The following is a 22,621-nucleotide window of genomic DNA, read 5'->3' on the forward strand; positions in this document are numbered from 1 at the left end:
CGGTTCTAATGTACCACACACCCTCGCGGGAATTTGCCGCTGTGCCCGACCCCAGGCCATCGCTCACATATTCTGGTACACAGGGCCCTCGCCGCCCTGCGGCGGCACCCAGTTGATGTTCTGGTTCGGATCCTTGATATCGCAGGTCTTGCAGTGCACGCAGTTCTGCGCGTTGATGACGAAGCGCACGTCCTTGACCTGGGGATCGGCGGCGGCGTTGCCATCCTTGTCCACCCACTCATAGACACCCGCCGGGCAATAGCGCGTGGACGGTCCGGCGAAGACGTCGTGCTCGGAGCGTTGCTGCAGCGCCATGTCGCCGACGATCAGGTGCACCGGCTCGTTTTCCTCGTGATTGGTGTTGGACAGGAACACCGAGGACAAACGGTCGAACGTCAGCACGCCATCCGGCTTCGGATAGGTGATCTTCTTGTGCCGGGCTGCCGGCTCGAGCGTGGCATAGTCGGCCTTGCCATGCTTCAGCGTGCCGAAGGGCGAAACGCCGAACAGCGTGTTCAGCCACATGTCGAGGCCGCCGAGGCCGACGCCGATGATGGTGCCGAAACGCGACCATAGCGGCTTGACGTTGCGCACCTTCTTCAGATCCTTGCCGATGTCGGTCGCGCGCCAGGCGTCCTCGTAGGCGGAAAGCTCGTCATTGGCGCGGCCGGCGCCGATCGCTTCGGCGACATGCTCGGCCGCCAGCATCCCCGACAGCACCGCATTGTGGGAGCCCTTGATGCGCGGCACGTTGACGAAGCCCGCCGCGCATCCCATCAGCGCGCCGCCCGGGAACGACAATTTCGGCACCGACTGCCAGCCACCCTCGGTGATCGCACGCGCGCCATAGCCGAGCCGCTTGGCGCCTTCGAACGTACCTGCGATCGCCGGATGGGTCTTGAAGCGCTGGAATTCCTCGAAGGGCGACAGATAGGGGTTCTTGTAGTTGAGATGGAGGACGAAGCCGACCGCCACCTGGTTGTCCTCGAGATGATAGAGGAACGAACCGCCGCCGGTCTTCATGTCCAGTGGCCAGCCGAAGGAATGCTGGACAAGGCCCGGCCGATGGTTCTCCGGCTTGACCTGCCAGAGCTCCTTCAGACCGATGCCGTACTTGCCGGGCTCGCGGCCATCGGAGAGCTTGTATTTGGCGATCAACTGCTTGGCGAGCGAACCGCGCGCGCCCTCACCGATCAGCACATATTTGCCCATCAGCGCCATGCCCGGCGCGAAGCCCGGGCCATGCGTGCCGTCCTTCTCGACGCCCATGTCGCCGGTAACGACGCCGGTGACGGCGCCTTCTTCATTGTAGAGCAGGCCGGCCGCGGCAAAGCCTGGATAGATCTCGACGCCAAGCGCCTCGGCCTTGCCAGCCAGCCAACGGCAGACATTGCCGAGCGAGACGATGTAATTGCCATGATTGTTCATCAGCGGCGGCATCAGGATGTTGGGCAGACGGAACGAGCCGGCGGGGCCGAGCACCAGGAAATGGTCCGCCGTGACGGGTGTCTTGAAAGGATGACCATCCTCTTCGCGCCAACCGGGAAGCAGCCTGTCGATGCCGATCGGGTCGACGACGGCACCCGACAGGATATGGGCGCCGACCTCGCCGCCTTTTTCCAGCACGACCACGGAAAGCTCGGGATTGACCTGCTTGAGGCGGATGGCCGCGGCAAGGCCAGCCGGTCCGGCACCGACGATGACCACGTCGAATTCCATGCTCTCGCGTTCGATATCGCTCATCAACCCCTCCGCACTGGCTTGCCGCTGTTGGCGTATCTTGCTGGCTCCTGCGCTGCATAGCGCATCAATTGGCGACAGGAAACCGGCGCATACGTGACAATGCGGATTCGGCCAAAAAGTCGCGCACCATGCACCAGGGCAGCCGTTTGCGCCGGGAAATAGGCCGCACTCGCGTTTTTGATTGTTTGACGACTTGCTTATCGGCCATACTTCCCGCCATGCGCATTCCCGGGCCAGGCGGCTTTTCTTCGACGCGCTTTCCATCAACGCCCGGCCGGGCCTGCCGGGCGGTCATTTTTGCCCTTCTGGCGTTGGCGCCGGATCATGCCGTCGCGGATGAGGCAAAGGTCTGGGCGACAGGCGCGTATTCGTTCTCCGACGAGCTTGGCGGCTTCCGCATCACCGCAGCCTCCGGCATCGGGACCAAGGATGATCCGCTCGTCATCACCGAAGAGCTGAATTCGGCGACGCCCGTGACGCTGACCATCCGCACGACGAAGCCGATCCAGACATTCGGCAAGGCCGGTGAGTTCGCCAATGGCATCATGTATATGCGCTTAAACGTGCTCAACAACAGCGGCCAGGCCTGGATCGAGTTCCAGTTCGAGTTGCAGGAAATACTGGACCAGCCGAGCGTGTTCGGAGACGGACTTTCGTTTGACCAGCGCAACAAGACGCCCGACAATATCTGGTCGAGCAATTTCGCCGATTTCGACCGCGACTTCGAACCCTATGACCGGCTGCTGTTCAAGAACGGCAAGGTCGATCCGCTGAGGACCGCCAGTTTCGAGTTCCTGATGACCGACTACACACCGCGCTGGACCTTCTATCTCGTGCAGGACCCACGCATACCCACCGGCTAGACCGCGACCTCGCCCCAGGCGAGAGAGATCGGCTGTCGCCGCCGCCTTCGCCGAGGTTGCAAATTGGCGCCGCCCGGACGATGGTGCGGCCATGACTGCCGCCTCTCCCAACAATCCGGTCGATTTCGCCGATCTGCTCGCCTTCTATGCCAGCGCGGGTGTGGACGAGGCTTTGGAGGATGCGCCGGTAAACCGGTTCGCGGAGGCCGCGCCGAAGCCGGCGGAACGCATGCCGGCGACGCCACGTGAAAGCAGGGCACCGGAGCCGCCCACGGCTCCGCCGCGCCTCGATGCGCGCGCCCTGCCGGATGCTCCGGCCGCGCGCCCGCCGACCTCGGCCGTGCCCGACGAGGCGCAGGCGGCGCTGGCGCGCCAACTGGCGACCGCGTCGGTGACCCTGGAAGAGCTACGCCAGCACATGGCCGCTTTCGAGGGCTGCAATCTCAAGGCGACCGCCAAGAACCTGGTGTTCGCCGACGGCAACCCGCAAGCCGCCGTCATGCTGGTCGGCGAAGCCCCCGGCCGTGACGAGGACATTGAGGGGCTGCCCTTTGTCGGCCGCTCCGGCCGGCTGCTCGACCGCATGCTTGCCGCGATCGGGCTTGACCGGACCTCGGTCTACATCGCCAATGTCATCCCCTGGCGGCCGCCGGGCAACCGCACGCCGACGCCGCACGAGACCGAGATCTGCCGGCCGTTCATCGAGCGTCAGATCGAACTGGTCAATCCCAAGGTCCTGGTCAATCTCGGCGGTCCGTCGGCCAAGACCTTGCTCAACACCTCGGAAGGTATCCTGCGGCTGCGCGGCAATTGGCGCGTCCACACCACGGCGTCCGGCATTGCCATTCCGGCCATGCCGACATTGCATCCGGCCTATCTCCTGCGGACGCCCGCGCACAAGAAGCTGGCATGGCGGGATTTTCTCGAAGTGAAGGCCAGGTTGCGGACACTCAGCTAGCGATAACCTCCCAGGTAATTGAAATGCCTTCAGTGTCAACCTAGTCATCCTCGCATGACATCAGCCCAAACCTCCGCAGGCAGTCTCATCCGCGAATGGCGCACGCGCCGCCGCATGAGCCAGCTCGACCTCGCCATGGAAGCCGATATCTCGCAGCGGCATCTCTCCTTCGTCGAAAGCGGTCGCGCAGCACCCTCGCGCGACATGGTGCTGCATCTGGCCGAGCAGCTTGCGATCCCGCTCAGGCAGCGCAACCAGTTGCTGCTGGCCGCCGGATTCGCGCCGAGCTTCAGCGAGCGGCCGCTCACCGATACGACGCTGGCACCGGCAATGGCGGCGGTCGAGATCGTGCTCAAGGGGCACGAGCCGTTTCCGGCGCTGGCGGTGGACCGGCACTGGAACCTGGTTTCGGCGAATGCCGCGATCGCTCCTTTCCTTGCCGATGTCGGCGAGACTTCGCTGCTGACGCCACCGGTCAACGTGCTTCGCCTCAGCCTGCACCCCGGCGGCATAGCGCCACGCATCGTGAACCTGCAGGAATGGCGCACCCACCTGCTCGAACGGCTGAAGCATCAGAACGATGCCGCCGGCGACCCGGTGCTGGTCGAGCTGGAGCGCGAATTGCGCGGCTATCCTTCAGGCCTCAAGGGCAGCCGCCCGGCGCCGGTGGAGCCGAATGCGATCGTCCATCCGCTGAGGCTTGCCCATGGCGATCAGGTGCTGTCGTTCATCAGCACCATCACGGTCTTCGGCACACCGCTGGATGTCACGCTGTCGGAGCTGGCCATTGAGTCTTTCTTCCCGGCCGACGAGCAGACGCGAGCTGTGTTGACGAGACTGGCGAAGGAACGAGCCGAGCGATCCTGATCAGCCCTGCGGCAAGGCCGCCTTGCGGATGCGGGTCTGTTCCAGACCCAGTTGCCGTTCGCGCCAGATGATGAAGATGCCGGCGGCCACCACGATCACACCGCCGACCAGCGTACTGGCTGAGGTCACGTCGCCGAAAACGAGATAGCCGACGACGACACCGAGGATCATCGAGGTGTATTCGAACGGCGCCACCACCGAGGCCTCGGCATGGCGATAGGCCGCGGTCATCAGGATCTGGCCGAGGCCGCCGCAGAAGCCGGCCAGGATAAGAAGCGCGGCTTGCGCTGGCGTCAGCGCCTGCCAGCCGGAAGGCAGCGTCAGCAGCGAAAGCACGCTCGCCGTCGACGAGAACCACAACACGATGGTCGCCGTCTTCTCCGTCTGCACGAGATTGCGCACGAGCAGCATGGCGACAGCCGAGATTGCCGCGGCAATCAGCGCCGCCATGACGCCCAGGACCTCCTGGTCGTCGAGCCCCTCGTCCGAACTAAGCAGGGTCAGCTCCGGCCAGGAAATGATGAGCACGCCAACGAGGCCGATCGCTACAGCGCTCCAGCGATAGACGCGGATCGTCTCGCCAAGGAAGACCGAGGAGAACACCACGACCAGCAGCGGCTGTGCATAGTTGAGGGTGATCGCCTCCGGCAGCGGCAGCCTGGTCAGCGCGAAGAAGCCGAGCCCCATGGCACCGACGCCGACTATGCCACGCGCGATGTGGTTGAAGGGGCGTTTCGTGGCGAACGCGGTGGCCAGATGTCCCTTCAACGCCAGGAAGGCAATGATCGGGAAGATGGCGAAAAAGGAACGGAAGAACACGATCTGGCCGGCGGGCACGTCGCCTGCCGCCTTGATACAGGTCTGCATGCCGACAAAAACCGCCACGGAGACGATCTTCAGCGCGATGCCTCTCAGCGTGCCGTGATCGCCCGTCGTCTCTGGTTGCGCGCCCAACCCTGATGTCACTTTGGCGATGCGTCTCTGTCCGCGATCGAAAGCACGTTGCGGGTCTCGAAATGGCAGAACGGGAAATCGTCGGCACGAACGAAAGCGCCCATCCCGAATTTCGGTGTGACGGCGGTCATGACGGCCTCGCGACGATGAAAGGATAGCCTGAATTAGGCTCTGCCGCAGTTTTGTCGAGGGAGTGTTTCGTGTAAAGAGCGCGGACTTTGAATTTTTTGGACCAGTCAGTTCATGTCCGGTCCCCGGAAAAGACAGGAAAAGCCAGGGAATGCGCACTGACACAGGCCAGGTCTTCAAGCTTGAGGACTATCGCCCCAGCGACTACCTCATTCCGGAAACCAACCTCGACTTCCGTCTTTCGCCGAAGGCTACGATCGTCACCGCGATACTGACCGTCGAGCGCCGCGAGGGCGTATCGAAATCGGCTCCGCTGGTGCTCGACGGCGATGGGCTGACGGTCAAGCGCGTCGAGATCGACGGCAAGATGGCGAAACCGGCGGATCTGCTGGCGAGCCCCGACCAATTGACGCTGCTCAAGCCGCCGGCCGCACGCCGTTTCCAACTGCTGATCGAGACAGAACTGGCGCCGGCCGGCAATGAGGCTCTCATGGGCCTCTACCGCTCGAACAACGTCTATTGCACGCAGTGCGAGGCCGAGGGCTTTCGCCGCATCACCTACTTCCTCGACCGCCCCGACGTCCTGTCCGTCTACACGGTGCGGATCGAGGCGCGGCGCGACGAGGCGCCGCTGCTGCTGTCCAACGGCAATCCGGTCGAAGCCGGCGATCTCGCCGATGGCTGGCACTATGCCAGGTGGCACGACCCCTTCCCCAAGCCGTCCTATCTGTTTGCGCTGGTGGCCGGCAATCTCGGCCAGGTCGCCGACAGTTTCGTCACCCTATCCGGTCGCAAGGTCGAACTCGGCATCTATGTCGAGCCCGGCAAGGAGGCGCTCGCCGGCTACGCGATGGACGCTCTGAAGCGGTCGATGCAATGGGACGAGGAAGCATTCGGACGCGAGTACGACCTCGACGTCTTCAACATCGTCGCCGTGTCGGACTTCAACATGGGCGCGATGGAGAACAAGGGCCTCAACATCTTCAACGACAAATACGTCCTGGCCGACCAGGAGACGGCGACGGATGCCGATTTCGCCAATATCGAGGCGATCATCGCGCATGAATATTTCCACAATTGGACAGGTAACAGAATCACTTGCCGCGACTGGTTCCAGCTTTGCCTGAAGGAAGGGCTGACGGTCTTCCGCGACCATGAATTCTCCGCCGACCAGCGCTCGCGCGCGGTCAAGCGCATCGCCGAAGTGCGCACGCTGCGCGCGCACCAGTTTCCCGAGGACCAGGGTCCGCTGGCGCATCCGGTACGGCCGCGCCGCTACCGAGAGATCAACAATTTCTATACGGCGACGGTCTACGAAAAGGGCTCCGAAGTGGTGCGCATGATCCGCACCATTCTCGGTGCCGAGGCCTTTCGCGCCGGCATGGACCTCTATTTCGAACGTCACGACGGCGAAGCCGCGACCATCGAGGACTTCATCAAGGTGTTCGAGGACGCATCCGGCCGCGATCTTTCACAATTCGCGCTCTGGTATCACCAGGCGGGCACGCCCAACCTGACCGTGAGTTCGACGCACAATCCTGCCGCGCGGGAATTCACGCTGGAGATCGAGCAGTCGGTGCCGCCGACACCGTCGGAAAGCCGCAAGCGGCTGATGCATATACCGCTCGCCTTCGGCCTGATCGGCGCCGGCGGCAAACCTGTCCGCTATAGCGGCGTCGAGGGCGCCAGCGTCGAGGACGGCGTCATCCATATCCGCAAGCGCCGTCACATCGTGCGCTTTTCCGGCGTCGACGAACGACCGGCGGTGTCGCTCAACCGCGGCTTTTCGGCGCCGGTGACGCTGTCGGTCGAGCAGAAGGCGGCCGACCAGTTCTTCCTCGCCCGCCATGACAGCGATGCTTTCTCGCGCTGGCAGGCCTTCAACACGCTGCTTACCTATGCGCTGATCGCTGCCTTCCGCCAGATCCTTGGCGGCAAACAGCCGGACTTCGCCTCACAGCTGACGGAACTAGCCGGCAACATCGCCAGCGACGAGACGCTCGAGCCAGCCTATCGGGCGCTGGCGCTGTCTCTGCCTGGCGACGCCGACATCGCGCGTGACATAGGCAAGAACATCGATCCGGACGCCATCCACGCAGCGCGCCAGGCGCTTGCGCTGGCGATCGGCACGGCCAATGGCGAGGTATTTTCCGGCCTCTACGACGATCTTACCGACAAGACCGCCTTCAGCCCCGACGCGGCGAGCGCGGGACGACGCGCCCTGCGCAACATTCTCATGGATTATCTCTCGCTGCCGCCGGGTGGAGCAACGTTGGCCGTCAGGCATTTCCAGTCCGCGACCAACATGACCGACCGCGCGGCCGCACTCAGCGTTCTGGCGCATCGTCACCATGGAACGCCGGAGGCGAAAAAGGCGCTGGCGGCTTTCGAGAAGACCTATGCATCCGATCCGCTGGTCATGGACAAATGGTTCCAGATCCAGGCCAGCGTGCCGGGGCCGCAGGCTGTCGATACCGTTCGCTCCCTGACCGCTCATCCGGGCTTCTCGATGGGCAACCCGAACCGGGTGCGCTCGCTGATCGGCACGTTCTCCAGCGCCAACCAGACCGGCTTTCACCGCGCTGACGGCGAAGGCTACCGTTTCTTCGCACAGACCGTGCTCGAAGTCGAAAAGCGCAACCCGCAAGTGGCGGCAAGGCTGGCGACGGCGCTGAGGTCATGGCGCTCGCTGGAGCCTGGAAGGCAGGCCAAGGCCAGGGAAGCGCTGCTGGCGATCGCCAATGGCCAGAACCTGTCGGCGGATTTGCGCGATATCGTCGAGCGTACGCTGGCTTAGTCGCCCCTCTCCGTCTCCCATCGGCTAGAAAGCAGAGCGGCGCCGAGCGACACCGGCGGCGCCGGAAAGCGCATTATTTATTCGATTTTTAATCTTTTTTCGCCCGACCACTGGACAAGGCGAATCACCTTTGATTCTTTAATGGCGATTCGGAAGTGCGGTGTTGCCGGATCACCAGCACATAGAAATGCGGCATACTGAAATCGGGGAGTGCCATTTATGGCGAAGGCGGACGCGTGGGGCGCGCCCGGTGGGATGGCTTTTGCGCGTCGCGAGACGCGCAGCGACGGCCTTGCCGGGAACACGCGGCTCATCGCCGAACCGGCCTACAAGCGGCTTCTGGCCGCCGAACCGTTGCTGCGCCGGTCGATACCGGCCCTCATCGTCATCTTCCTGATCGTCATCGCGGGGCTGCGTGTGCTCTCGCTGATGAACGAACGCGACGATGTCGAGCGCGACGCCAAGGCAATCCTGACATTGGCCGCCGCGCAGCTCGCCAGTTCGCTCGCCACCACATCGGACACGCTGCCGGGCGCCACCCAGGACCTGCTTGAGACCACCAGCCGCCAGGGCGCGATGGGCCGCAGCCATGTGCTGGTCATCACCGACAGCGCCTTCAAGATCACCGCCGTGACGCCGCGCTCGGTGCCCTGGCAAGGCCATTCGCTCGACGGCCTGGTCCAGGGCGGCCAGCCTCTGTTCATGTTCGGCGACCGCGCTGGTGTCATCGAGGTCAACATCGGCGGGCAGGACTGGTACGCGGCGGTCAGCCTCTCCAAGGACAGGAAGGGAGCCGCCGCGGCGCTTGTGCCGCAAGAGGCGGTCTTCGACACCTGGCGCAAGACAGTCTCGCTCAACGTCACCCTGTTCGTGCTGACGGCGGGCGTCCTGATCATCATCCTCTATGCCTATTTCGGGCAGGCGGCGCGCGCGCAGGCAGCCGACCGCATCTATCTCGAGGCGCATCAGCGTATCGACATGGCGCTGGTGCGTGGCCGCTGCGGCCTGTGGGATTGGGACATGGTGCGCGGCAAGATGTACTGGTCGCGCTCGATGTACGAAATGCTCGGCTACGAGCCCTGCGAGACGATGCTGTCCTTCGGCGAGGTCGACGAGATCATCCATCCCGAGGATGGCGACCTGTTCGAACTGGCCAACAGGATCGTCGCGCGAGAAATCGACCACATCGACCAGGTGTTCCGGATGCGGCATGCCGATGGCCAATGGGTCTGGATGCGCGCCCGGGCGCAGGTCATGGACCCGGAAGCCCCCGAGATCCAGCTGATCGGCATCGCCGTCGACGTCACCGAGCAGCGCCATCTGGCGCTGCGTTCGGAAGCCGCCGATCTTCGCCTCAGAACCGCGATCGAGAACATCAATGAATCCTTCGTGCTGTGGGATTCGGCTCAGCGCCTGATCATGTGCAATTCCAAATACCAGCACGACAACGGGCTGTCGGATCGCGATGTGATGCCAGGGGTGACGCGCGCCTCCCTGGAAGAGCGGATGCTGGCCTTTGCCTCGGAGCGGCGGCTTGCCAACACCAATGGTCCGCAGGGCGGCGCCACATTCGAGCGGCAGCTCGCCGATGGTCGCTGGCTGCAGGTCAACGAACTCCGGACCAGGGATGGCGGCATCGTCTCGGTTGGCTCCGACATCACCCAGATCAAGCTGCACCAGGAGAAGCTGGTCGACAGCGAGCGCCGGCTGATGGCGACGATACACGATCTCAGCCTCGCCAGGCGCTCCGAAGAAGAGCGCTCCAGTGAACTGGTCGACCTCAACCGCAAATACATGAAGGAAACCGAACGCGCCGAAGCGGCCAACCGGGCCAAATCCGAATTCCTGGCCAACATGTCGCATGAATTGCGCACACCGCTGAATGCCATCATCGGTTTCTCGGAACTGATGGAGCAAGGGCTGTTCGGCCCGCTGGGCTCGGAGCGCTACGAGGAGTACGCCACCGACATCAACAGCAGCGGCAAATATCTCCTCGGCGTCATCAACGACATCCTCGACATGTCGAAGATCGAGGCCGGCCAGTTCTCGCTCGACCAGGAACAGATCGACCTCGGTCCGCTGATCAGCGAGACGGTGCGGGTCGTCTCGCTGCAGGCGGCACAGAAGGCGATCACCGTGGAAACGCGCATCGCCGATGCGCTGACCTTGTTCGCCGATCGCCGCGCGATCAAGCAGATCGTCATCAACCTCCTGTCCAACGCGGTGAAGTTCACCGGCCAGGGGGGTCATATATCGGTCAGGGCCCGCAACACGTCGGGCGCGCTGGTGCTGACGATCGAGGACAATGGCTGCGGCATCCCGAAGGAAGCGCTCGGCAAGCTCGGACGGCCGTTCGAACAGGTACAGAACCAGTTCTCCAAGAACCATGCCGGCTCCGGTCTTGGCCTTGCCATTTCGCGCTCGCTGGCCGAGTTGCAGGGCGGCGCGCTGAAGATCCGTTCGACCGAAGGTGTCGGCACGATCGTGTCGGTGCGCATTCCGGTGAGGAAAGCGCCGGCGTCGGTGAAGGCCGCGGCTTAGCTCTAGCCGGACCGACCGCCGATCACGATCCTCCGGCACGCAGCAAAAGATCGAAATCCTTCCTGACCGTCCGCGACGTCTCCTTGAGGTGTGCTTCCAGCACCCCGAAATCCGGCAGGTCGGTGACCGCCAGAAGCAGATCCGAAAGCCCGGGGGGGACGTCGTCGCGTTCGAAAGGTCCGGTGAGGCAAAGCCGCGTCATCTGGGTCAGCGCCAGATAGAGGGCGAAAGCATCGCCCAGGTTCTGCCTGATCGCGGCATTGGCGAAACGTGGCGTCAGGCGAGACAGGATTTCGGCCGTACCGGTGGCGCGCGGTCCGGCTTCGACCTGCCCGGTGATGACAGCCACCTGGGCGATGAATTCGAGATCGATCAGACCGCCCGGGATCAGCTTTATGTCCCACAGATCGCGGGGCGGCTTTTCCTGCTCGATCATGGCCCGCATTTCCGAGGCCTCGGCCCTTACCTTCGCCGCATCGCGCGGCTGGCCGAGCACCGCGGCAACTTCCGCCTCGACCTCGCCGCACAGGCCGGCGTCACCGGCAATCGGCCGCGCCCGCGACAGGGCCATGTGTTCCCACGTCCATGCCTCCTGGCGCTGGTATTTCTTGAAGGCGTCGATATGGGTGGCGACCGGTCCCTTGTTGCCGGACGGCCGCAAACGCAGGTCGAGTTCGTAAAGCACTCCTTCCGCCGTCGGCGCCGATACCGCCGATATCAGCCGCTGCGTCATGCGGGTGTAATAGTGCGACGGCGCCAGCGGTTTGTCGCCATCGGAATCCTCGGCGTCCGAATCGTGGTCGTAGAGCAGGATGAGATCGACATCCGACCCGGCGGTCAATTCGCGGCTGCCGAGCTTGCCCATGCCGAGCAGCGAAACCACCCCGCCAGCGATCGTGCCGTGGCGCACGGCGAATTCGGCAGTCACCGCTTGCAGCGCCGCCGCGATGGTCAGGTCCGCCAGATCGGAGAAAGCGCGGCCGGCGCGAGCCGGATCGATCGAGCCCGCGAGAAGGCGCACACCGATCAGGAATTTCTGCTCGGATGCAAATATGCGCAGCCGGTCGAGCACGTCCTCATAAGCCCTGTCGCCTTCGAGGAAGGCGGAAAGCCGCGCCGCGAGATAGGCGCGATCGGGGAGCTCGGTCAGCAATGCCGGGTCGAGCAGGCCATCGAAGACATGCGGCCGACGGGTGATGATCGCCGCCAGCCGGGGCGCCGCACCCATGATCGTCGCCAAAAGCTTAAGCAGTGCGGGGTTCGACTGCAGCAGCGAAAACAGCTGGATGCCGGCCGGCAAGCCGGCGAGGAACTCGTCGAAACGGACCAGCGCCTCGTCGGCGCGACGCGTCTGGCCAAAGGCCTTGAGCAGAGCGGGCGTCAGTTCCGTCAAACGCTCGCGCGCCTCGGCAGACTGGGTGACGCGATAGCGGCCGAAATGCCAGCCGCGGATGACACGGCAGATATCGCTTGGCCGCTGAAAGCCGAGACCGTGCAGGGTCTGCAGCGTGTCCGGGTCGTCAACGTCGCCGGTGAAGACCAGATTGCCGATCCCGGCCGAAAGCTCCGGCGCGGTTTCAAATAGCGCGGCATAGTGGCGCTCGACCTGCTGCAGCGAAGCACGGAACGCGCGGGCAAAAGCGGGCGCGTCGGCAAAGCCCAGCATGCGGGCGATGCGCTCCAGCCCTTCATCGTCTTCCGGCAGCGTGTGCGTCTGCTCGTCGGCCACCATCTGGACGGCGTGCTCGACCCGGCGCAGGAACCAATACTGGTCGGCGAGCGCGTCACGCGCGTCCGATGTGATCCAGCCTCGGGCCGCGAGTTGACCGAGCATCGGCACTGTCTCGCGGCCGCGCAGCTCCGGGAAGCGGCCGCCGGCGATCAGTTGCTGGGTCTGGACGAAGAACTCGATCTCGCGGATGCCGCCGCGCCCAAGCTTGACGTTGTGACCCTTCACCGCGATCTCGCCATGGCCCTTATGGGCGTGGATCTGGCGCTTGATCGAATGGACGTCGGCAATCGCGGCGTAGTCCATGTATTTGCGCCAGATATAGGGCTGGAGCTCCCTGAGAAAGGCGTCGCCAGCGGCGAGATCGCCCGCCACAGGGCGCGCCTTGATCATTGCGGCGCGTTCCCAGTTCTGGCCGCGCGCCTCGTAGTAGCGCAGCGCGGCTTCAACCGGAATCGCCAGCGGCGTCGAGCCGGGATCGGGACGCAACCTCAGATCGGTGCGGAAGACATAGCCGTGCTCGGTGCGATCCTGCAGGATGCGAACCAGCCGGCGCGTCAGGCGTGAGAACAGGTCGGTGGCATCGAGAGGATCGACCACGGCGGGCGCTTCCGGGTCGAAGAACACGACGAGGTCGATGTCGGAAGAGAAATTCAGCTCATGCGCGCCGAGCTTGCCCATGCCGAGCAGGACCCAGCCCGATCGATGCGACGGGTGGTCGAGGTCCGGCAATTTGAGCTTGCCCTGGCCGTGCGCGTCGCGCAGCAGGAAATCGACGGCCGCGCGGGTGCAGGCGTCGGCGAGGTCGCTCAACCGCCTGACGGTCAGCGAGGTTTCGGCCTCGCCCGAGAGGTCGGCGAGCGCGATCAGGAAATGCGCCTCGGCCTTATGCTTGCGCAGCTCCATCATCAGGCTGGATTCCGAAACCGCTTCCGTCAGCGGTGCCTGGTCGATCGAGGCGATGATCGCCTCCAGGCGGGCCTCGATCGGCAGGTCGAACAGCCCGTCGAGGAGTTGCGGCCGGCGGCGCGCCGTATCGCGCAGGAACGGCGAAAGGTCGAAGACGGCGGCCAGGAAATCCTGCGCCGCCCCCTTGCCGGCCAGGAATTTGGCCGCCCGCGTCAGCCCCTCTTCGCGCGCCACAGCCGCGATTTCGGACAGTTCCTGTCGTGCCCGGGCCTGGTCGAGTGGAGCAAGCTGGGTTTCCAGGCTCAGCAACCAGTCCTTCTTGCTCACCTTGGCAACGGCCGCCATCAGTGGTCCTCCCGTGCGGGGAAACTCATGACCACGGATAGTCCGGGATTGCCGGGCAACAGGTCAAGCCGGCCGTAATGGAATGTCATGACCGCCTTGGCGAGACTGAGGCCAAGGCCGGAACCGGGTTGCGAACGGCTCTTTTCCAGCCGCACGAACCGTTCCGTCGCCCGGGCCCGATCGGCATCGTTGGGGATGCCCTGGCCATTGTCCATGACGGAAAGCCTGATCTCGCCACGCGTGCGTTCGATCGCCACGCGGACCGCCGGCTTGCACGTGGAATCGGTCGAGTATTTGATCGCATTGTCGACGATGTTGGAGAGCGCCTGGCCGATCAGCTCGCGGTTGCCATTCACGACAAAAGCGCCGTTCACCTCGGCATCCAGCGACACGCCGGCCTCCTCGGCCACCGGCTCGTAGAGTTCGACGACGTCACGCACGGCGGCCGCCAGATCGACGCGATTGGTATGCTCGGAAGAATACCCGGCCTCCAGCCGGGAGATCATCAGGATGGCGTTGAAGGTCTTTATCAGCTGGTCGGACTCCGTGATGGTGCCTTCCAGCGCCTGCCGATAGTCCGATGTCTTCTGCTTGCCCGAAAGGGTCGCCTCGGCCCGATTGCGCAGCCGGGTCAGCGGCGTCTTCAAATCATGTGCGATATTGTCGGAAACCTGCTTCAGGCCCTCGTTGAGCGTCGCGATCCTGGCCAGCATGGCATTGAGGTTTTCCGAGAGCCGGTCGAACTCGTCGCCGGCGCCGGTCACCGGCAGCCGGCCGGAGAGATCGCCGCCCATGATACGGCGGCTCGCCTCCGACACGCTGTCGATACGCTTCAGCGCCGCACGGCCGACAAAGAACCAGATCAGAAGGCCGCCCAGTCCCATCATGCCGAGCGCCAGCATCAGCGAACGGCGGATGACGGCGCGGAACCGCTCCGGTTCGCCGAGATCGCGGCCGACCAGCATGATCATCTGGTTTGGCAGGCGCAGCACGAGGGCAATGGCGTTGTGACCCTTCTCGCCCTGCGCCTGCGTTTCGCTCTGGTCGGATTGCGCGGTCCCCTTGTCGGCGGGCAAGTTGCGCAGACGATCGAGTTCCCCCTCGCCAAAGCGCTGGTAGGAAAAAGGGCTGGTGGTCCAGCCTTCGTTGTCGAGAACGCCCGGCTCCAGGCTCTGCACGTTACCGGTCAGGATCTGGCCGTTGGCATCGGCGATCAGATAGAGGTTGGCGCCGGGCTGGCGTGAGCGGGCCTCGACCACGCGGACCAATACCGGCAGGCCACCGCGCTGATAGGCACGGGCAAGACCGAGCACCTCGTCATTGATGGTTTCCTGCGTCTGCCCGGTCAGCATACGAGCCGAGAGCGAGGTCATGTAGAGGACAAGCAGCACCGCGCAAAGCGCGAAGAGCAGGAGATAAAGCGCCGAAAGCCGCGCGGCCGTCGTCCTCATGATGGCGGGCACGGAAAGCGCCATGCTGTCGCCTAGCCGCCCTTCAGCATGTAGCCGGCGCCGCGAATCGTATGCAGGATCGGCTTGTCGAAGCCCTTTTCGATCTTGCCGCGCAGCCGCGAGACGTGGACGTCGATGACATTTGTCTGCGGATCGAAATGATAATCCCAGACATTTTCGAGCAGCATGGTGCGCGTCACCACCTGGCCGGCATGGCGCATGAGATATTCCAGCAGGCGGAATTCGCGCGGCTGCAGCGTGATCTCACGCGCCGCACGGCGGACAGAATGCGACAACCTGTCGAGTTCGAGGTCGCCGACCCGGTAGACGGTTTCTACCTCCTTGGCACTGGCGCGCCGGTTCAGCACTTCGACGCGAGCCAGGAGCTCGGAAAAAGCATAGGGCTTGGTCAGATAATCGTCGCCGCCGGCGCGCAGACCGGTGACCCTGTCATCGACCTCGCCCAGCGCCGAGAGAATGAGCACCGGCGTCGTGTTGCCCCTGGAGCGCAGGGCGACAATGACCGACAGGCCGTCGCGGCGCGGCATCATCCGGTCGATGACCATCACGTCATAGTCACCCGCGTCGGCAAGCGCGAAGCCGGTCTCGCCATCACCCGCGACATGCGCGGTATGACCGGCTTCGGTGAAGGCTTTCTGCAGATAATCCGCGGCCTCGCGATCGTCTTCCATGACGAGAATCTTCATATGGCCGTTATACGCGATTTCGCTGGAAGGTTGAGTAGCCGGCATCTGCATTTTAGCCTTTGCCAAAGCGCTTCTCGACCAAGATGATCGAGGGCGTGCGTGATAAAATCTTTGTTGCGTGGCGTCGTTACGCCGAAAATGTCAGGTCACGGTCATCTCGTTACCCGGCAATCGCCGTGCCTACCGGCATTCGGGCCCGAGGGCGTGATGTGGCAGCCATATCCGGTGCGCGGCAGCGGGCGATGGGAAGCCCGCTGCCGCTGAAGAAGTGCGCGATGACTGACTAACGCGCGCTCCTTCTTGCTTTCCCATGCGGCGACTCGGGGGTGTTGAAACCGCCGCATTGGAAAAGTCGTCTCAGCCCTTGGCGACCGGCAGCGCGACGAAACGGTTGTTGTCGTCACGGGTAATCTGCATCAGCACGGCCTTGCGCCCGGATTTGACCGCATCGGCCATGGCCTTGGTGACGTCTTCGGTGCCGTTGACCTCGGCCGAGTTGACCGATGTGATGACATCGCCCGGCTGAATGCCGCGATCGGCGGCGGCGCTGTCGGGGTCGACGTCGGTGACCACCAGTCCCTTGCCGTTTTCGGACTTGGTGACGGTGAGGCCGAGATCGGCCAGCGTGTCCGGCTTTGCCGGGGCGGCGGGTTGCTGCTGCTGGTCGCCCGACGCCTGCTTGTCGCTGGCGGGCAGCTTGCCGAGATCGACCTTGATGGTCTGGCTCTTGCCGTCGCGCCACACGGTGACATCGACCGACTTGCCGGGCGAATAGGCCCCGATCAGGCGGGCGAGTTCCTTCGGCGAGGCAACGTCCTTGCCGTCGACCTGGGTGATCACGTCGCCGGCTGCTATGCCGGCCTTCTTGCCGGGGCCTTCATCCTGGGCGCTGGACACCAATGCTCCGTTGTTGGACTTCAGACCGAGCGATTCGGCGATGTCCGAGGTGACCGGCTGGATTTCGACACCGAGCCAGCCCCGCTGCACGGCACCGCTCTTCATCAGGTCCCCGACGACCTGCTTGGCCGTGGATGCCGGAATGTCGAAGGCGATGCCGACACTGCCACCGGAAGGCGAGAAGATGGCGGTGTTGATGCCGACCACCTGACCGTTGAGATTGAAGGTCGGGCCACCCGAATTGCCGCGGTTGACCGAGGCGTCGATCTGCAGGAAATCATCATAGGGGCCGGCGCCGATGTCGCGGCCGCGCGCCGAGACGATGCCGGCGGTGACGGTGCCGCCGAGACCGAACGGATTGCCGACAGCCACGACCCAGTCGCCGACACGAACCTTGGAATCGTCGGCGAAGTCGACATAGGTGAACTTGCCGCCACCGTCGACCTTGAGCACGGCGAGGTCGGTGCGCGGATCGGTGCCGACCAGCTTGGCGTCGAGTTCCTTGCCGTCATTGGTCACCACGGTGAAGGCGGTGCCTTCTTCGACGACGTGGTTGTTGGTAACGAGATAACCGTCCTCGGAAATGAAGAAGCCGGAGCCTTGCGCCACCGGACGCGGCTGGTCGTTGTTGCGGTCGCGGTGACCGAAGCGGCGGTGACCTTCATCATTCTGGCCACCCTGGTCGCCAAAGCCACGGAACTCCTTGAAGAAGCGGCGCAACTGCGGGTTGTTGGGAAGATTGTCGAGGCCGTCCTGATCATCGGAGCCGTCATCGGCGGTCGGCTGGATCTTGGCCTTAACCTTGACGCTGACCACGGCGGGCGAAACGCGCTCGACGACATCGGCGAAGCCCGGAACCTGCGGCGCCTCGACGCGTACGGCATCGGCCAGAACGGGGCTGGTTCCGCTGGTCAGCGCGCCAACGCCGATCGCGCCGGCGACGGCGATGGACGCGACGGCCGCCAGAAGGCGCTTGCGGGTGCGGGAATATGAATTGGGGGCGATATTCATGGGTTCGTATCCTCTTTCAAAGGGACGCGCCTTGATCGGCATCCTCAGGGAACGAGAATTAGAGCGGCGCACATTACACCGCCATTTCCGGTGCATGAAACTTTGGTAATGTTTGTCGTAGCAGCGAGGTCGCACGAATCCTTGGTCGCAGCCGGCGATTGCATCATGTCGTACACAAATCAGCACAGGCTTTCATCATGACGGCAAGCACTACGATGACAATTCGCGTTTCGCCCGAAACCAAGGTGAAGCTGGAGCGGATCGCCGCCGACACCCGGCGCAGTAAGTCCTTCCTCGCGGCCGAGGCAGTGTCGGCCTATGTCGATCGCGAGCTTGAGATCATCGAAGGTGTAAAGCGCGGCATGGCTGACGCGGAGGCTGGCCATCTCGTCGCCCATGAAGAAGCCATGGCGGAAATCGACGCCATCATCGACGCAGTGGAAGCCAGACGCGCGGGCAGCGCGTGAAGCGGATCTTCACCTGGTCGCGGGACGCACTCGACGATATCAAACGGCCGGTCGCTTTTATCGCGCAGGATAATCCGGCCGCGGCACGACGCTTGGCGGATCGCATTCGCGCCACGGGCCGGGGTCTTGGGGACATGGCGACTGGCCGTTCCTGGCCGGATTAATCGCCTAGCATCTTGTCCAGAGCGGCCTGCTCTTCGGCCGAAAGCGCTGCCGTTGCCGGAAGCCGGCGCGATCGGGTGCTGAGCACTATGAACACGCCACCCGCCAAAAGCAGGAGAACCGGCGTGCCCCACAGCAAAGCGTTGCGCAGATCGAAACGCGGCTTCAGCAGCACGAACTCGCCGTAGCGGGAGACCACATAGTCCATCACCTGCTTGTCGGTATCGCCGGCAACGAGGCGCTGGCGCACCAGGATGCGCAGGTCGCGGGCGAGGTCGGCGTCGGATTCGTCGATCGACTGGTTCTGGCAGACCATGCAGCGCAAGCCCTCCGACAGCGCCCGCGCCCGCGCCTCCAGCGCCGGATCCGCCAGCATCTCGTCAGGCTTGACGGCCAGCGCCGTGCCGGCCACACCGAGCACCAGCATCAGGGCGAGCAACGAGGCGGACAGCCTTGCCTTCATGGCTGGCTCGCGTCTGTCACGGTCTGCTTGCGGCGGCGCGAGGGTGCACCGACCCGCAGCCGCCGGTCCATCAACGACATGGCCGCGCCCGCCATCATCACCAGACCGCCGCCCCAGATCAGCGTCACCAGCGGCTTCCACCAAAGGCGCACCACCACCGAGCCGTCCTTGCCCTCGTCGCCGAGGGAAATGTAGAGCTGCGAGAGGAAGATGGTCCTGATGCCGGACTCCGTCGTCGTCATCTGCCGCACCGGATAGAAACGTTTGGCCGAACTGATTTCGCCGACAGGGCTGCCGCTGACGCCGATCAGCTCGAAACGGCCGCGATCCTCGCTGTAGTTCGGTCCCTGCGCGGGATAGAGCCCGACGAAACGCACCGTGTGGCCAGAGATTTCGACCGTTTCACCGGCATGCATGGAGAGGATCTTCTCCGTGCCGAAGCAGAGCGTGCCGACAATGCCGAGCACCGTCAGGCCGAGGCCAAGATGGGCGAAAGCAGTCCCGAAGACCGAGCGTGGCAGACCAACCAGGCGCCTGACCATGACCGGCGCGGCGACATTGCCTACACCGGCCTTGACGGCGAGGTCGGTCAGCGCGCCAAGGATCAGCCAGACGGCAAGGCCGACGCCAAGCGCGGCTAGCACCGAAGCGCCATCGATGAACAAGGCCGTGACCAGCGTCGCCAGAAGAGCGGCCCCGAACGCCACCATCAGGCGCTGCGCGACGCCAAGGACATCGCCGCGCTTCCAGGCCAGCAGCGGCCCGAAGGGAACCACCACCAGCAGCGGCGCCATCAGCGGGGCGAAGGTGAGGTTGAAGAACGGCGCTCCGACCGAAATCTTGTCGGCCGAAAAGGCCTCGACCGCCAGCGGATAGAGCGTGCCGACCAGCACGGTGGCGGTCGCCGTGGTGAGGAACAGATTGTTGAGGACGAGCGCGCCTTCGCGCGAAACCGGATGGAACAGGCCGCCTGCCGTCAGCCTCGAGGCGCGCAGCGCAAACAATGCCAGTGAGCCGCCGATGAACAGCGTCAGGATGCACAGGATGAAGACGCCGCGCGTCGGATCCGTGGCAAAGGCGTGGACTGACGTCAGCACGCCCGAACGCACCAGGAAGGTACCGAGCAGCGACAGCGAGAAGGTTAAAATGGCGAGCAGCAGCGTCCAGATCTTCAAGGCCGAGCGCTTTTCCATGACGATGGCCGAATGCAAAAGCGCGGTGCCCGCCAGCCACGGCATGAAGGACGCGTTTTCGACCGGATCCCAGAACCAGAAACCGCCCCAGCCTAGCTCGTAATAGGCCCAGTACGATCCCATCGCGATGCCGCCGGTCAGGAACATCCAGGCGACCAGCGTCCATGGCCGCACCCAGCGCGCCCAGGAGGCATCGATGCGCCCCTCGATGAGGGCGGCGACCGAGAAGGAAAAGCAGATCGAGAAGCCGACATAGCCGAGATAGAGCAGCGGCGGATGAATGGCGAGGCCGAGATCCTGCAGGATCGGGTTGAGATCGCGGCCTTCGATGGGTGCCGGATTGAGCCGGATGAAGGGATTGGACGTCGCCAGGATGAACAGGAAGAAGGCAGCACCGATGGCGCCCTGCACGGCGAGCACATTGGCGCGCAGCGTCGCCGGCAGGTTGGAGCCGAAAGCAGCGACAAGCGCGCCGAAGAAAGTCAGGATCAGCACCCAGAGCAGCATCGAGCCTTCATGGTTGCCCCAGGTTCCGGTGATCTTGTAGATCAGCGGCTGCAGCGAATGCGAGTTCTCCCAGACGTTCGCCAGCGAAAAATCGGAGTTCGCATAGGCGCTCGCCAGTGCCGCGAAGGACAGGGCCGTCAAGGCAAAACCGGTCACCGCGACGGGGCCGCCGACCGCCATCAGGCGCTGATTGTTCAGCCGCGCGCCAAACAGCGGCACGATGGTCTGCACCAGCGAGAGCGCGAACGCCAGGATCAGGGCGAAATGTCCGGTTTCAACCATGGCTATTCACTCTTGCTCTCCTGCCAGACGCCCTTGGCCTTCAGCCCGTCGGCCACTTCCTTGGGCATGTAGCGTTCATCGTGCTTGGCCAGCACGCTGTCGGCGATAAAAACGCCGTCGGGGCCGAAAGTGCCCTCGGTGATGACGCCCTGCTCTTCGCGGAAGAGATCGGGCAGGATGCCGGTATAGGTGACCTTGACCGATTTATGCGTATCGGTAACCGAAAAGGCGACTGTCGCACCCTGGCCGCGCTGGATGGTGCCTTTCTCGACCAAACCGCCGAGCCTGATGCGCTGGCCGGGCTGCACACTGGCGGTGGTCAGATCGGCCGGCATGTAGAAATAGGACGCTTTCTGACCGAGCGCGTAGAAGGTCAGGCCGGTGGCGGCGGCGAGGAAAGCCAGGCCGCCCAAAATCACCGACAATCGTTTCTGCTTGCGCGTCATATCAGGCCTACTCCGTCGCCGTCAGGCCGATCGAGGCGGCAAAGGCGGTGAATTTCTTGGCTTCTTCGCTGCCGGGGCCAAAGACCGCAATGGCGCGACCCAGCGCATCGCGCGCCTGGTCAGCCTTGCCCAGCACGACATAGGAACGAACGAGCCGCATCCATCCTTCCGCGTCGCGTGGATTCTGACGAAGTTTATCGTCGAGCCCGGCGACCATGGTGTTGATCATGGCTTCCCTGTCCTGCGGCGACATGGAGGAAGCCGCGTCGACATCGGCGGCATCGGGGCCCTTCGTGGCCGCGTCGGAAGCGACTTCGGGGCCGCCGGATTGGGCCAATGCCTGTTCGATGGCGCCGCGCCACGGCGAATCCGGCGGCAGCTTAGCAAGCGTCGCCTGCCAGGCCGCGGTCGCTTCCTGGCCACGGCCCTCCTGCGCCAAGGCCATGGCCAGATAGAAGCTGGCTTTCGCATTGGCGGGGTCAAGCTTCAAGGCCGCCTCGAAGGCGTCCTGGGCATCGGCCGAAACAATACCGCCCGCGGCACCGGCGATCGCCTCGCCGAGACCGGCCCGGCGGGCAGCACTGTCGCCGTCGAGGCGAATGGCGTTGCGGTAGGCCGCGACGGCGTCGGCGAAGCGCTGCATGCGCAGATAGACCGGCGCCAGCACGTCCCAGCCCCTTCCATCGGAAGGATTGGCCGCGAGATGGGCTTCGGCGCGCGCCACCAATTCGTCGACCGAACTGTCGGCGGGGTTCTTGGCCAGTCGCTCGCCGAGCGGCTGCGACGGCAAGTCAGGCGAGCCGATCTGGCTGTAGAGCCCCCAACTGACCAACGGGACCGCCAGCACGGCCACGGTCGCGACAAGCCTTGCCGTGACCGACGCCGCCCTGCCGGACGTCCTACCGGCCATATCCGCATTGCCAAGGCGAAGGATGCGGCGGGCGATCTCGGCGCGCGCCTCGGCCGCCTCAGCGGGCCGGATCATGCCGCGCGCGGCATCGCGGTCGAGTTCGGCCAATTGATCGCGATAGACTTCCAGATCGTGATCACCGCTGGATGACGCACCCCTGGAGGCCCCGGCCAGCGGCAAAAGCACCGCCAGGCTGGCGCCCAGCGTGAGAATTGCGGCTATGACCCAGAACAGCATGGCTCTTCCAATAAAGGCAGAGCCCTGCCCTGCCAACATACCCATCCTGCGAC

Annotated in this window: 19 protein-coding genes; 7 read left to right on the plus strand and 12 right to left on the minus strand. The window is 64.3% G+C overall.

The window, feature by feature from the left end; genetic code table 11:
• Positions 1-63: 63 nt before the first annotated feature.
• Positions 64-1,743 (minus strand): electron transfer flavoprotein-ubiquinone oxidoreductase, encoded by a 1,680-nt coding sequence (locus tag LB564_RS21260; RefSeq protein ID WP_224540683.1) that lies wholly within the window; start codon positions 1,741-1,743, stop codon positions 64-66.
• A 64-nt stretch (positions 1,744-1,807) separates the two neighbouring features.
• A complete protein-coding gene (locus LB564_RS21265) occupies positions 1,808-2,038 on the minus strand; it encodes a hypothetical protein (RefSeq protein WP_224540963.1) in 231 nt (76 codons plus the stop codon).
• On the opposite strand from LB564_RS21265, the gene LB564_RS21270 reads away from it, so the two are divergent.
• The 3 genes from LB564_RS21270 to LB564_RS21280 all read left to right on the plus strand — a co-directional run bounded on the left by LB564_RS21270 (position 1,962) and on the right by LB564_RS21280 (position 4,431).
• Complete coding sequence (locus LB564_RS21270; RefSeq protein ID WP_224540685.1) at positions 1,962-2,606, plus strand: hypothetical protein; 645 nt, start codon at positions 1,962-1,964, stop codon at positions 2,604-2,606. The two genes, LB564_RS21265 and LB564_RS21270, sit on opposite strands and share 77 nt — an antisense overlap.
• 91 nt (positions 2,607-2,697) lie before the next feature.
• Complete coding sequence (locus tag LB564_RS21275) at positions 2,698-3,564, plus strand: uracil-DNA glycosylase family protein (RefSeq protein WP_224540686.1); 867 nt, start codon at positions 2,698-2,700, stop codon at positions 3,562-3,564.
• A 54-nt stretch (positions 3,565-3,618) separates the two neighbouring features.
• Positions 3,619-4,431 (plus strand): helix-turn-helix domain-containing protein, encoded by an 813-nt coding sequence (locus LB564_RS21280; protein ID WP_224540688.1) that lies wholly within the window; start codon positions 3,619-3,621, stop codon positions 4,429-4,431.
• Here LB564_RS21280 and LB564_RS21285 read toward each other — a convergent pair whose 3' ends face one another.
• Entirely contained in the window at positions 4,432-5,397 is a 966-nt protein-coding gene (locus tag LB564_RS21285; protein WP_224540690.1) for a DMT family transporter, read from the minus strand. It lies immediately after the preceding gene.
• Positions 5,394-5,516, minus strand: a complete 123-nt coding sequence (locus LB564_RS31515) for a hypothetical protein (protein ID WP_263491480.1) — start codon at positions 5,514-5,516, stop codon at positions 5,394-5,396. Before LB564_RS31515 ends, LB564_RS21285 begins: the two co-directional genes overlap by 4 nt.
• A gap of 149 nt (positions 5,517-5,665) precedes the next feature.
• On the opposite strand from LB564_RS31515, the gene pepN reads away from it, so the two are divergent.
• Positions 5,666-8,311, plus strand: coding sequence for an aminopeptidase N (gene pepN / locus LB564_RS21290; protein WP_224540693.1), 2,646 nt, complete (start codon positions 5,666-5,668; stop codon positions 8,309-8,311).
• A 219-nt stretch (positions 8,312-8,530) separates the two neighbouring features.
• Positions 8,531-10,852, plus strand: coding sequence for a PAS domain-containing sensor histidine kinase (locus LB564_RS21295; RefSeq protein ID WP_224540694.1), 2,322 nt, complete (start codon positions 8,531-8,533; stop codon positions 10,850-10,852).
• A 22-nt stretch (positions 10,853-10,874) separates the two neighbouring features.
• Here the strand turns inward: LB564_RS21295 and LB564_RS21300 are convergent, their stop codons facing one another.
• From LB564_RS21300 to LB564_RS21315, 4 genes are all read right to left on the minus strand, one after another.
• The gene (locus tag LB564_RS21300) at positions 10,875-13,835 is read right to left on the minus strand and encodes a bifunctional [glutamine synthetase] adenylyltransferase/[glutamine synthetase]-adenylyl-L-tyrosine phosphorylase (protein ID WP_224540696.1); all 2,961 of its coding nucleotides are present in this window, start codon (positions 13,833-13,835) and stop codon (positions 10,875-10,877) included.
• A complete protein-coding gene (locus tag LB564_RS21305; RefSeq protein WP_224540698.1) occupies positions 13,835-15,310 on the minus strand; it encodes an ATP-binding protein in 1,476 nt (491 codons plus the stop codon). Before LB564_RS21305 ends, LB564_RS21300 begins: the two co-directional genes overlap by 1 nt.
• Positions 15,311-15,318: 8 nt before the next feature.
• Positions 15,319-15,993: a response regulator transcription factor gene (locus LB564_RS21310; protein WP_224540700.1), complete on the minus strand. Its 675-nt coding sequence runs from the start codon at positions 15,991-15,993 to the stop codon at positions 15,319-15,321.
• Positions 15,994-16,350: 357 nt separating this feature from the next.
• Positions 16,351-17,901, minus strand: a complete 1,551-nt coding sequence (locus tag LB564_RS21315; protein ID WP_224540702.1) for a Do family serine endopeptidase — start codon at positions 17,899-17,901, stop codon at positions 16,351-16,353.
• A 197-nt stretch (positions 17,902-18,098) separates the two neighbouring features.
• Here LB564_RS21315 and LB564_RS21320 point away from each other — a divergent pair, with 197 nt between their 5' ends.
• Both LB564_RS21320 and LB564_RS31760 read left to right on the plus strand, forming a co-directional pair.
• The gene (locus LB564_RS21320) at positions 18,099-18,368 is read left to right on the plus strand and encodes a CopG family ribbon-helix-helix protein (RefSeq protein WP_224540704.1); all 270 of its coding nucleotides are present in this window, start codon (positions 18,099-18,101) and stop codon (positions 18,366-18,368) included.
• Positions 18,365-18,532, plus strand: coding sequence for a type II toxin-antitoxin system RelE/ParE family toxin (locus LB564_RS31760; protein WP_224540706.1), 168 nt, complete (start codon positions 18,365-18,367; stop codon positions 18,530-18,532). The genes LB564_RS21320 and LB564_RS31760 overlap by 4 nt, the downstream gene beginning before the upstream one ends.
• On the opposite strand, the gene LB564_RS21330 is transcribed toward LB564_RS31760, so the two are convergent.
• From LB564_RS21330 to ccmI, 4 genes are read right to left on the minus strand one after another with little or no spacing between them, the layout of a single operon-like run.
• Positions 18,529-18,993, minus strand: a complete 465-nt coding sequence (locus tag LB564_RS21330; protein WP_224540708.1) for a cytochrome c-type biogenesis protein — start codon at positions 18,991-18,993, stop codon at positions 18,529-18,531. The two genes, LB564_RS31760 and LB564_RS21330, sit on opposite strands and share 4 nt — an antisense overlap.
• Positions 18,990-20,975 carry a heme lyase CcmF/NrfE family subunit gene (locus tag LB564_RS21335; RefSeq protein ID WP_224540710.1) on the minus strand — a complete coding sequence of 662 codons (1,986 nt, stop codon included), beginning with the start codon at positions 20,973-20,975 and terminating at the stop codon, positions 18,990-18,992. The genes LB564_RS21330 and LB564_RS21335 overlap by 4 nt, the downstream gene beginning before the upstream one ends.
• A 2-nt stretch (positions 20,976-20,977) precedes the next feature.
• Entirely contained in the window at positions 20,978-21,421 is a 444-nt protein-coding gene (ccmE, locus tag LB564_RS21340; protein WP_224540712.1) for a cytochrome c maturation protein CcmE, read from the minus strand.
• A 7-nt stretch (positions 21,422-21,428) separates the two neighbouring features.
• Positions 21,429-22,568 (minus strand): c-type cytochrome biogenesis protein CcmI, encoded by a 1,140-nt coding sequence (gene ccmI / locus LB564_RS21345; RefSeq protein WP_224540713.1) that lies wholly within the window; start codon positions 22,566-22,568, stop codon positions 21,429-21,431.
• Between the last annotated feature and the right edge of the window lie 53 nt (positions 22,569-22,621).

This window comes from Mesorhizobium sp. ES1-6 (assembly GCF_020164775.1).
Lineage (GTDB): Bacteria > Pseudomonadota > Alphaproteobacteria > Rhizobiales > Rhizobiaceae > Mesorhizobium.

Excerpts from the sequence above, each read along its gene's own strand:
- LB564_RS21315 (WP_224540702.1), bottom strand. The coding sequence starts at position 17,901 with ATGAATATCGCCCCCAATTCATATTCCCGCACCCGCAAGCGCCTTCTG.
- LB564_RS21260 (WP_224540683.1), bottom strand. The coding sequence starts at position 1,743 with ATGAGCGATATCGAACGCGAGAGCATGGAATTCGACGTGGTCATCGTC.
- LB564_RS21300 (WP_224540696.1), bottom strand. The coding sequence starts at position 13,835 with ATGGCGGCCGTTGCCAAGGTGAGCAAGAAGGACTGGTTGCTGAGCCTG.
- LB564_RS21295 (WP_224540694.1), top strand. The coding sequence starts at position 8,531 with ATGGCGAAGGCGGACGCGTGGGGCGCGCCCGGTGGGATGGCTTTTGCG.
- LB564_RS21265 (WP_224540963.1), bottom strand. The coding sequence starts at position 2,038 with ATGACCGCCCGGCAGGCCCGGCCGGGCGTTGATGGAAAGCGCGTCGAA.
- LB564_RS21305 (WP_224540698.1), bottom strand. The coding sequence starts at position 15,310 with ATGGCGCTTTCCGTGCCCGCCATCATGAGGACGACGGCCGCGCGGCTT.
- ccmI (WP_224540713.1), bottom strand. The coding sequence starts at position 22,568 with ATGCTGTTCTGGGTCATAGCCGCAATTCTCACGCTGGGCGCCAGCCTG.
- LB564_RS21330 (WP_224540708.1), bottom strand. The coding sequence starts at position 18,993 with ATGAAGGCAAGGCTGTCCGCCTCGTTGCTCGCCCTGATGCTGGTGCTC.
- pepN (WP_224540693.1), top strand. The coding sequence starts at position 5,666 with ATGCGCACTGACACAGGCCAGGTCTTCAAGCTTGAGGACTATCGCCCC.
- LB564_RS31515 (WP_263491480.1), bottom strand. The coding sequence starts at position 5,516 with ATGACCGCCGTCACACCGAAATTCGGGATGGGCGCTTTCGTTCGTGCC.
- LB564_RS21280 (WP_224540688.1), top strand. The coding sequence starts at position 3,619 with ATGACATCAGCCCAAACCTCCGCAGGCAGTCTCATCCGCGAATGGCGC.
- LB564_RS21275 (WP_224540686.1), top strand. The coding sequence starts at position 2,698 with ATGACTGCCGCCTCTCCCAACAATCCGGTCGATTTCGCCGATCTGCTC.
- LB564_RS21320 (WP_224540704.1), top strand. The coding sequence starts at position 18,099 with ATGACGGCAAGCACTACGATGACAATTCGCGTTTCGCCCGAAACCAAG.
- LB564_RS21270 (WP_224540685.1), top strand. The coding sequence starts at position 1,962 with ATGCGCATTCCCGGGCCAGGCGGCTTTTCTTCGACGCGCTTTCCATCA.
- ccmE (WP_224540712.1), bottom strand. The coding sequence starts at position 21,421 with ATGACGCGCAAGCAGAAACGATTGTCGGTGATTTTGGGCGGCCTGGCT.
- LB564_RS21310 (WP_224540700.1), bottom strand. The coding sequence starts at position 15,993 with ATGAAGATTCTCGTCATGGAAGACGATCGCGAGGCCGCGGATTATCTG.
- LB564_RS21335 (WP_224540710.1), bottom strand. The coding sequence starts at position 20,975 with ATGGTTGAAACCGGACATTTCGCCCTGATCCTGGCGTTCGCGCTCTCG.